Genomic DNA, 7944 nt, shown 5'->3' with positions numbered 1-7944 from the left:
TGTAAACAGTCTTTCATTGACTTTTTCTTCCAATAACGTTAAAATGATAGAAGCATAAGTCAAAGGAGGAATCACGGATGGCATTTTTTGAAGAGCTGGGAAAGACAATTAGTGGTACCGGCAAAGAGGTTGCAACCAAGGCAAAAGCACTGACTGAGACGATACAGCTAAAGACACAGATCAGTGTAGAGAAAACGAAGCTGGAAGAAGCTTATGCGGTCATTGGAAAACAATTCTATGAAGCGAACAAAGAGCCGGAGGAAGTTTATGCAAAGGCTTATGAAGCTGTCAGGGCCAGCCGGGAAAGAGTTGCCGCTCTGGAGATTGAACTGAGCCAAAGCGAGGGAACCCGTATCTGTGCGGACTGCGGAGCCAAGGTTCCGAAGAATTCCCTTTACTGCGGAAAGTGCGGAGCCTCTGTAAAGGAAGCATCCCAGAAAGCTGATACAGAAGATGAGTATGTAGAGAATGTAGTGGAAGTGGAACAGGAAGTGCCGGCAGAGGAAGTGAACCCGGCGGCTGGAATCAATACGGTTGGTGATGATGCATTTGAACCAACTGAAGAACAAGAGTAATTACTTAAAAGGCCGGCCCTAAAAAGCCGGTCTTTCCTTTGGGAATTTTCGCTATTTTTAAAAAAGTATGTAAATTTCCAGTAAAATGTGATAGACTAAATCCGATTCTGAAAAGAAATAAGAGATAAAGAGGTATATCATGAAACTATATGTCAAGTGGCTGGGAAGGCTTTTTGCATTTTCTGCCATGATCAATGTCTTTATTGAACTGGCCAGCAGAAAATCTCTCATAAGCCTTGGCTCTTATATAGGGGGAAGCTTTCCCGTTTTTTTGCTCAATACCCTGATCATCACCCTTCCCTTTACGGTTGTATTTGTGACAAAGCGCAAGGCTTTTACATGCATTACCCTATCTTTGATCTGGCTTTTTATGGGAGTAGTAAATGGCATCCTCCTTATTTTCCGCACAACACCTTTTACTGGGGCGGATTTCCGCCTGGTGAAGTATGCGGTCAGTCTGGCTACGGTTTACTTTACCTGGGTGCAGATCATTTTCATCGTAAGCGGCATTGTGTTTGCTGTGATATTTTTAGCTGCAGTCTGGCGCAGAGCACCTGTTTCCAGGGAAAGGGTGAGGTACGGCCTTGGAGCAGGGCTTATAGCCATAAGCTGCGTTGCTGTGCTGGGGGTGACGAGCGCAGCCATGAAAACAGGATTGGTGGCGGTTCACTTCGGCAATATCGGAGAGGCATTTAAAAGCTACGGATTTCCATATTGCTTTTCCAACTCCCTGTTCAACACAGGAATCTCAAAGCCCGAGGGATATGGAACTGAGACAATGGAAGAAATCCGGGATGAGGAGCTGGTTCCGGAAAATACGTATGCCCTGTCTGAGGACACAAAGCCCAATGTGATCATGATCCAGTTAGAGTCATTTTTCGACCCTTCCCTGTGGGAAAACAATCCGGTGACTTATGATCCCATCCCGTTTTTCCATCAGCTTCAGAAGAATTATCCCAGCGGTTACTTAAGCGTGCCCTCTGTGGGCGCAGGTACCGCAAATACGGAATTTGAATCCATCACAGGCATGAACCTGGACTTTTTCGGCCCGGGAGAGTATCCCTATAAAACCGTGTTAAAGAAAACCCCCTGCGAAAGCGTGGCCTTTGATTTGAAAAATTTAGGATACAAGGCCCATGCCATCCATAACAATGAGGCCACCTTTTATGACCGGAACCGGGTGTTTTCCCAGCTTGGCTTTGATACCTTTACTCCCATTGAATATATGAATAATATAGAAAGAAATCCTACGGGCTGGTGCAAGGACAAGATTCTTACCGGTGAGATCATCAGGACCCTGGATTCTACCAGGGGCCCTGACTTTATCTACACCATTTCCGTTCAGGGGCACGGGAAATATCCCAGCTTTGAGTATTACTGCCAGCAGATCGGGGAAATGGACCAGTTTATCCGTTCCCTTGTCAATACCCTGCGGACCAGGAAGGAACCTATCGTTCTGGTGATGTACGGGGACCATCTGCCTGGATTTGAATGGTCAGAAGATGAGATGAAGAATCATTCCCTGTTTCAGACGGAATATGTGATCTGGAACAACATGAATCTTCCGATGGAGAAAAAGGATGTGGAAGCATACCAGCTTGCTGCACACGTATTGGATATTCTCAACATTCATGAGGGAACCATGATGAGGTTCCATCAGAAATATTTTAGTGACCCCAAAGCAGGGGAAGAAAGCTATTTAAAGGATATGAAAACCCTGGAATATGACATTCTCTACGGAAGCCGTGAGGTGTACGGAGGAGAAAGCCCTTATGAGTCCACAAAGCTTAAAATGGGAATCGACGATATCGTCATTGATCATGTGGTGTACAATGACTCCAATGTTCTGGTTTATGGAGAAAATTTCACCCCTTATTCCAAAATCTGCTTTGACGGGAAGGCAGTGGAAACCACCTTTGTCTGGCCGGAGCTTATTATTGCAAAAAATGTCCCGGAAAAAAAGATGAAGGATTCGGAGCTTTCCCTTTGGCAGATCGGAAGGGACAAGGTTCCCCTGGGAGAGGATGGGACCTATTACAGGACTGACAGGATCAGGGATTTTAATTGAGCAAAGAAAAGGGAGGGCACAAAGATGATGTACCTTCCCTTTTCCTGTTTACAGTTTGCATAAAAAGCTGGTTTATCAAATCTCCTGTATTACAGTGTGATTAATTCGTATTCCCCATTTCCCAAACCGATTTTCACTGCATGTTCAATGGAGGACTTCCAGTTGGTGTTGGGATGGGTGTCTTTGAAATGGTCGTGGTGATGGCTGCCGTGTTTTTCCAGGACACTTCCCGCCATGACCGGCTGGCGGTTTACCGCATCTGCACAGGCCATATCCAGGGCTACCGGGTCAAAGGATGCAAACATGCCCACATCAGGAATGATGGGGATGTCGTTTTCTGAGTGGCAGTCGCAGTAAGGAGATACATCCATGACCAGGCTGATGTGGAAATTGGGGCGGTCCCCGAGAACCGCCTGGGTGTATTCCGCGATCTTGCAGTTTAGGATGTCGTTGGACTCATCAAAGTCTGTCTCAACGGCATCCACGGGACAGACTCCGATGCAGCGGCCGCAGCCAACACAAAGGTTTGTGTCGATGAAAGCCTTTTTATTCTGGAAAGAGATGGCGCCGTGGGCGCAGTTTTTTTCACAGGCATGGCAGCCGATACAGGTTTCTTCCGTTACATGGGGTTTTCCGGAGTTATGCATTTCCATTTTTCCGGCCCGGGAGCCGCAGCCCATTCCTATGTTTTTCAATGCTCCACCGAATCCTGTGCTTTCATGGCCCTTGAAATGGGTAAGGGAAAGGAAGATATCCGCATCCATAACGGCCCGTCCGATTTTAGCTTCCTTTATGTATTCTCCGTCAATGGGAACCAGGCTTTCATCAGTTCCCTTTAAGCCGTCGGCGATCAGCACATGGCAGCCGGTGGAAAAAGGGGAGAACCCGTTTTCATAAGCGGTATCCAGGTGATCCAGGGCATTTTTGCGGCTTCCCACATACAGGGTGTTGCAATCCGTTAAAAATGGTTTTCCGCCCTGGGATTTGACAAGGTCTACCACCACTTTTGCGTAATTGGGGCGGAGAAAGGATAAATTCCCCAGCTCTCCAAAGTGGATCTTAATAGCCGTATATTTGTTTTGAAAGTCTATCTGTTCCAGCATTCCAGCGGTTTTTATAAGCCTTCTAAGCTTCTGGGGAAGGTTTTCCTGAAAGGCGGTGTGAAAATTTGTATAGTAAACCTTTGATTTTTCCATAGGGATCTCCTTTGACGTGTTTTATGATATCGCCTATTATACTGTAAATAAACAGGGAATACAAGAAGGCAATTAGGACTTTATTTCCAGAACTATTTATGCTAAACTATGAGAAGTATTTGACTAAGGTTTACAGGAGGAAAAAAGATGAGTCAGAACGGGCGTTCCAGAGAGACGGTTTGCATCCAGGGCGGCTGGCAGCCGAAAAGCGGAGAAGCCAGGGTGCTTCCGATTTTTCAAAGCACAACATTTAAGTATGACGACAGCGATAAGATGGGAAGGCTGTTTGATTTGGAGGATGAGGGGTATTTTTATACCAGGCTGGCAAACCCCACCAATGATGCCGTAGCTTCTAAGATCTGCGAACTGGAAGGCGGAGTTGCGGCCATGCTGACTTCTTCCGGACAGGCTGCTAATTTTTATGCGCTGCTTAACATCTGTGAAAAAGGAGATCATGTGATCAGCTCTGCCACGATTTACGGAGGCTCCACCCATCTTTTTACCGTAACCTTAAAAAAGATGGGGATCGAATCCACTCTGGTAGATCCGGATGCATCGGAAGAAGAGCTTGAGAAGGCATTTAAGCCCAATACCAAAGCGGTATTTGGAGAAACTATCGGCAATCCGTCTCTTGTGGTTTTTGATATTGAGAAGTTTGCTAAGGTTGCACACGGGCACGGGGTACCGCTGATTGTGGACAATACATTTGCGACGCCCATCAACTGCCGCCCCTTTGAATGGGGAGCAGATATTGTTACTCACTCTACCACAAAATACATGGATGGACATGCTACCAGCGTAGGCGGCTGTATCGTTGACAGCGGAAGCTTTGACTGGGAGGCTCAGGGAGAAAGGTATCCTGGACTTACCACACCTGACGAATCCTACCATGGCATTGTATATACTGAAAAATTCGGAAAAAAGGCATATATTACAAAAGCCACTGCACAGTTAATGAGAGATCTGGGTTCCATTCCATCCCCAATGAACTCCTTTTTATTGAATCTTGGCCTGGAAACCCTTCATCTTCGGGTTCCCTGCCACTGCGGCAATGCCCTAAAGGTGGCCCGGTATTTAAGCGCCAGGGAAGATGTGGCCTGGATCAAGTATCCGGGGCTTGAAGGGGATAAGTATTATGACCTGGCAAAAAAATATATGCCGGATGGTACCTGCGGTGTGATTTCCTTTGGCTTAAAGGGAGGCAGGGAAGCTGCGGTTAAGTTTATGGATGGACTGAAGCTGGCGGCTATTGTGACTCATGTGGCGGATGCCCGCACTTCCGTTTTACATCCGGCCAGCCATACCCACAGACAGTTGACCGATGAACAGCTTGTTGAAGCGGGAGTTGATCCGTCCATGATCCGGCTGAGTGTTGGGATCGAAAATGCAGAGGACATTGTGGAGGATATCAGACAGGCACTGGAAGGGTAAGAAAAGTGAAAAGGCGGCGGGAAGACTGCGATACCAGCAGTTTTCCCGTTATTTTTGGCATATTGGGAAAACGGACACAGAGCCTGTAAGGTGTTGCAAGAAAAAGAGACAGGCTGTATAATGAAAGAGATATTATCAATGGAATTGGCAGCATGGGAGGTGCACAGAATGAAACAGATCAGGAGAATGCTAAGGATTATTTTTGGCCGGACCACGTTTGCGGCCGTTTCTCTTATGGTACAAGTGGCGATTCTTATTGCGTCATACCGTTTTTTAAGCCGTTACCTTGCGTATTTTTATGGCGGCTTTGTTCTGCTCAGTGCATTTGTTATCATTTATATCCTGAATAAGGAAGAGAATCCTAGCTTTAAACTGGCCTGGATGGTCCCGATTGCAGCCGTTCCTGTGTTTGGAACGCTTTTTTACCTGTTTGTAGAGCTGCAGATCGTGGGGAAGCTGATGAATAAAAGGCTCCGTGTCAACATAGAGCATACGGAAGGCTATCTGCCTCAAAGCCCCAAGGTCATGGAGGACTTGTCCAGAGTCAGCAGGCGGAATGCTAATCTGGCTCACTATATCAAGAGTTCAGGCCATTACCCGGCATATAAAAATACCAATGCCCAGTATTTTGCCCTGGGAGAAGCCATGTTTGAAGCCATGAAGAAGGAGCTGGAGGGAGCAAAACGGTTTATCTTTATGGAATTCTTTATTGTGGAACGTGGGGAAATGTGGGATGCCATATTGGAGATCCTGGAGAGAAAGGCAAAGGAAGGGGTGGAAGTCCGGTTCATGTATGACGGCATGTGTTCCCTGGCTCTTCTTCCCTTCAGCTATCCAAAGGAATTGCAGGCAAAGGGGATCAAGGCAAAGATGTTTTCTCCCATTAAGCCCGCATTTACCACTTACCAGAATAACCGGGACCACAGGAAGATACTGGTGGTGGACGGCCTTACGGCGTTTACCGGAGGGGTAAACCTGGCGGACGAATATATTAACAGGCGTGTGCGTTTCGGGCATTGGAAGGATACAGGGATCATGCTGAAAGGGGATGCCGTTACCAGCTTTACCATGATGTTTCTGCAAATGTGGAACATTTCTGAAAAAGGGGCTGAGGATTATGGACAATATTTAAGGGATCCGGAATATTTTTATCCCCTGGAGCTGAACATGGATGGATTTGTGATCCCTTATGGAGACAGCCCCTTAGATCAGGAATCCATTGGGGAACAGGTATATTTGGATATCATAAATTCTGCCAGGCATTATATCCACATTATGACACCTTATCTGATTCTGGATTATGAAATGGTCCAGGCTCTTACTTTTGCCGCCAAGCGGGGAGTGGAGGTGGTTATCATCATGCCGGGGATACCGGATAAGAAATATGCGTTCCTCCTTGCAAGGTCTCACTATGGGGAGCTGATAAGGGCAGGGGTCCAGATTTATGAGTACATACCAGGTTTTATCCATGCCAAGATATATGCAAGCGATGATACCAAAGCTGTAGTAGGAACCATTAATATGGACTTCAGAAGCCTTTACCTTCATTTTGAATGTGCGGTCTACCTGTATCGAAACGAGGTGATACGGGATATACAAAGGGATTTTCATGACACTTTGACCCAATGCCGTAGAATCACTTTGGAAGATTGCAGGAATTATCCATGGTATGAAGTGTTGGCAGGGCGGGCGTTGAGATTGTTTGCACCGCTTATGTAGGGCAATAGAGAATATACGGCTGTTTATGTAAAAATGCGTCGGAAGCATATGCTTCCGGCGCATTTTTATAAGATCATAGATCTTTAAAATGACTTTGTGTTAGTGATTATTGGGAAACTTCAAAAATAACCATGTGTGCCTGAACTGGGGTTGCACCGTATGAAACAGTTTGCCCGGTTGAATTAACAAGTGCAATGGTGGATGGGATTGCACCCACAGTAATCAGGGCGATTCCGCTTAACTGGCCTGTTACGATTGGCGAGCTTGAGGATACACCGCTGCTTCCATTTATCTGTAAATTAAAATCCACGTAAGTGGATGGGCCTGCACCGTCTGTAGATACCCACCAGGATACATAGTAATTTTGTTCTGCATTAAGCGTTGCAACGCCTGTTGTTGTGTTATAGGAGATATTAAGACTCTGGTTGTTTAAAATGGTATTGAATATAACAGGGCTTCCATTTGCTACTGAGGTACCTCCAGTGAGCTGCAGGTCAAATCCCCGTAATTGCGTAAATGGTCCTGGAGGGCCAACAGGTCCGGTCGGTCCTTGTGCACCAGTAGCACCCTGAGGTCCAGTCGGTCCAACAGGTCCTTCAATTCCTTGCGGTCCCTGAGGTCCCTGAGGTCCAGTCGGTCCAATCGGTCCTTGTGCACCAGTAGCACCGGTAGCACCCTGAGGTCCAGTCGGTCCAACAGGTCCTTCAATTCCTTGCGGTCCCTGAGGTCCCTGAGGTCCAGTCGGTCCAATCGGTCCTTGTGCACCAGTAGCACCAGTAGCGCCGGTAGGTCCAGTCGGTCCAACAGGTCCTTCAATTCCTTGCGGTCCCTGAGGTCCCTGAGGCCCAGTTGGTCCCTGAGCGCCAGTAGCGCCAGTTGCACCCTGAGGTCCAGTCGGTCCCTGAGCGCCGGTAGCGCCAGTTGCACCCTGAGGTCCGGTCGGTCCCTGAGCGCC

At 47.2% G+C, this 7944-nt stretch carries 5 protein-coding genes and 1 pseudogene; 4 read left to right on the top strand and 2 right to left on the bottom strand.

Translation table 11 applies throughout. The features are described from left to right. Positions 1–77 precede the first annotated feature (77 nt). Complete coding sequence (locus ACYVD3_RS21035; protein ID WP_460644460.1) at positions 78–575, top strand: zinc-ribbon domain-containing protein; 498 nt, start codon at positions 78–80, stop codon at positions 573–575. A gap of 139 nt (positions 576–714) precedes the next feature. After that, complete coding sequence (locus tag ACYVD3_RS21030) at positions 715–2643, top strand: sulfatase-like hydrolase/transferase (RefSeq protein WP_460644459.1); 1929 nt, start codon at positions 715–717, stop codon at positions 2641–2643. Positions 2644–2732: 89 nt separating this feature from the next. Here ACYVD3_RS21030 and ACYVD3_RS21025 read toward each other — a convergent pair whose 3' ends face one another. Then, positions 2733–3839, bottom strand: a complete 1107-nt coding sequence (locus ACYVD3_RS21025; protein WP_460644458.1) for a DUF362 domain-containing protein — start codon at positions 3837–3839, stop codon at positions 2733–2735. A 147-nt stretch (positions 3840–3986) separates the two neighbouring features. Between ACYVD3_RS21025 and ACYVD3_RS21020 the strand changes: the two genes are divergently transcribed. Further along, positions 3987–5270, top strand: a complete 1284-nt coding sequence (locus ACYVD3_RS21020) for an O-acetylhomoserine aminocarboxypropyltransferase/cysteine synthase family protein (protein WP_460644457.1) — start codon at positions 3987–3989, stop codon at positions 5268–5270. 168 nt (positions 5271–5438) lie between these two features. Beyond that, on the top strand, positions 5439–6989 hold the full coding sequence (cls, locus tag ACYVD3_RS21015) for a cardiolipin synthase (RefSeq protein ID WP_460644456.1): 1551 nt from the start codon (positions 5439–5441) through the stop codon (positions 6987–6989). 106 nt (positions 6990–7095) lie between these two features. Here the strand turns inward: cls and ACYVD3_RS21010 are convergent. Continuing rightward, a pseudogene (locus ACYVD3_RS21010) lies at positions 7096–7944 on the bottom strand (collagen-like protein); the annotation flags it as partial.

The sequence above is a fragment of the Lacrimispora brassicae genome (genome assembly GCF_054772055.1).
This window is presented reverse-complemented; position numbering and strand designations above follow the sequence as displayed.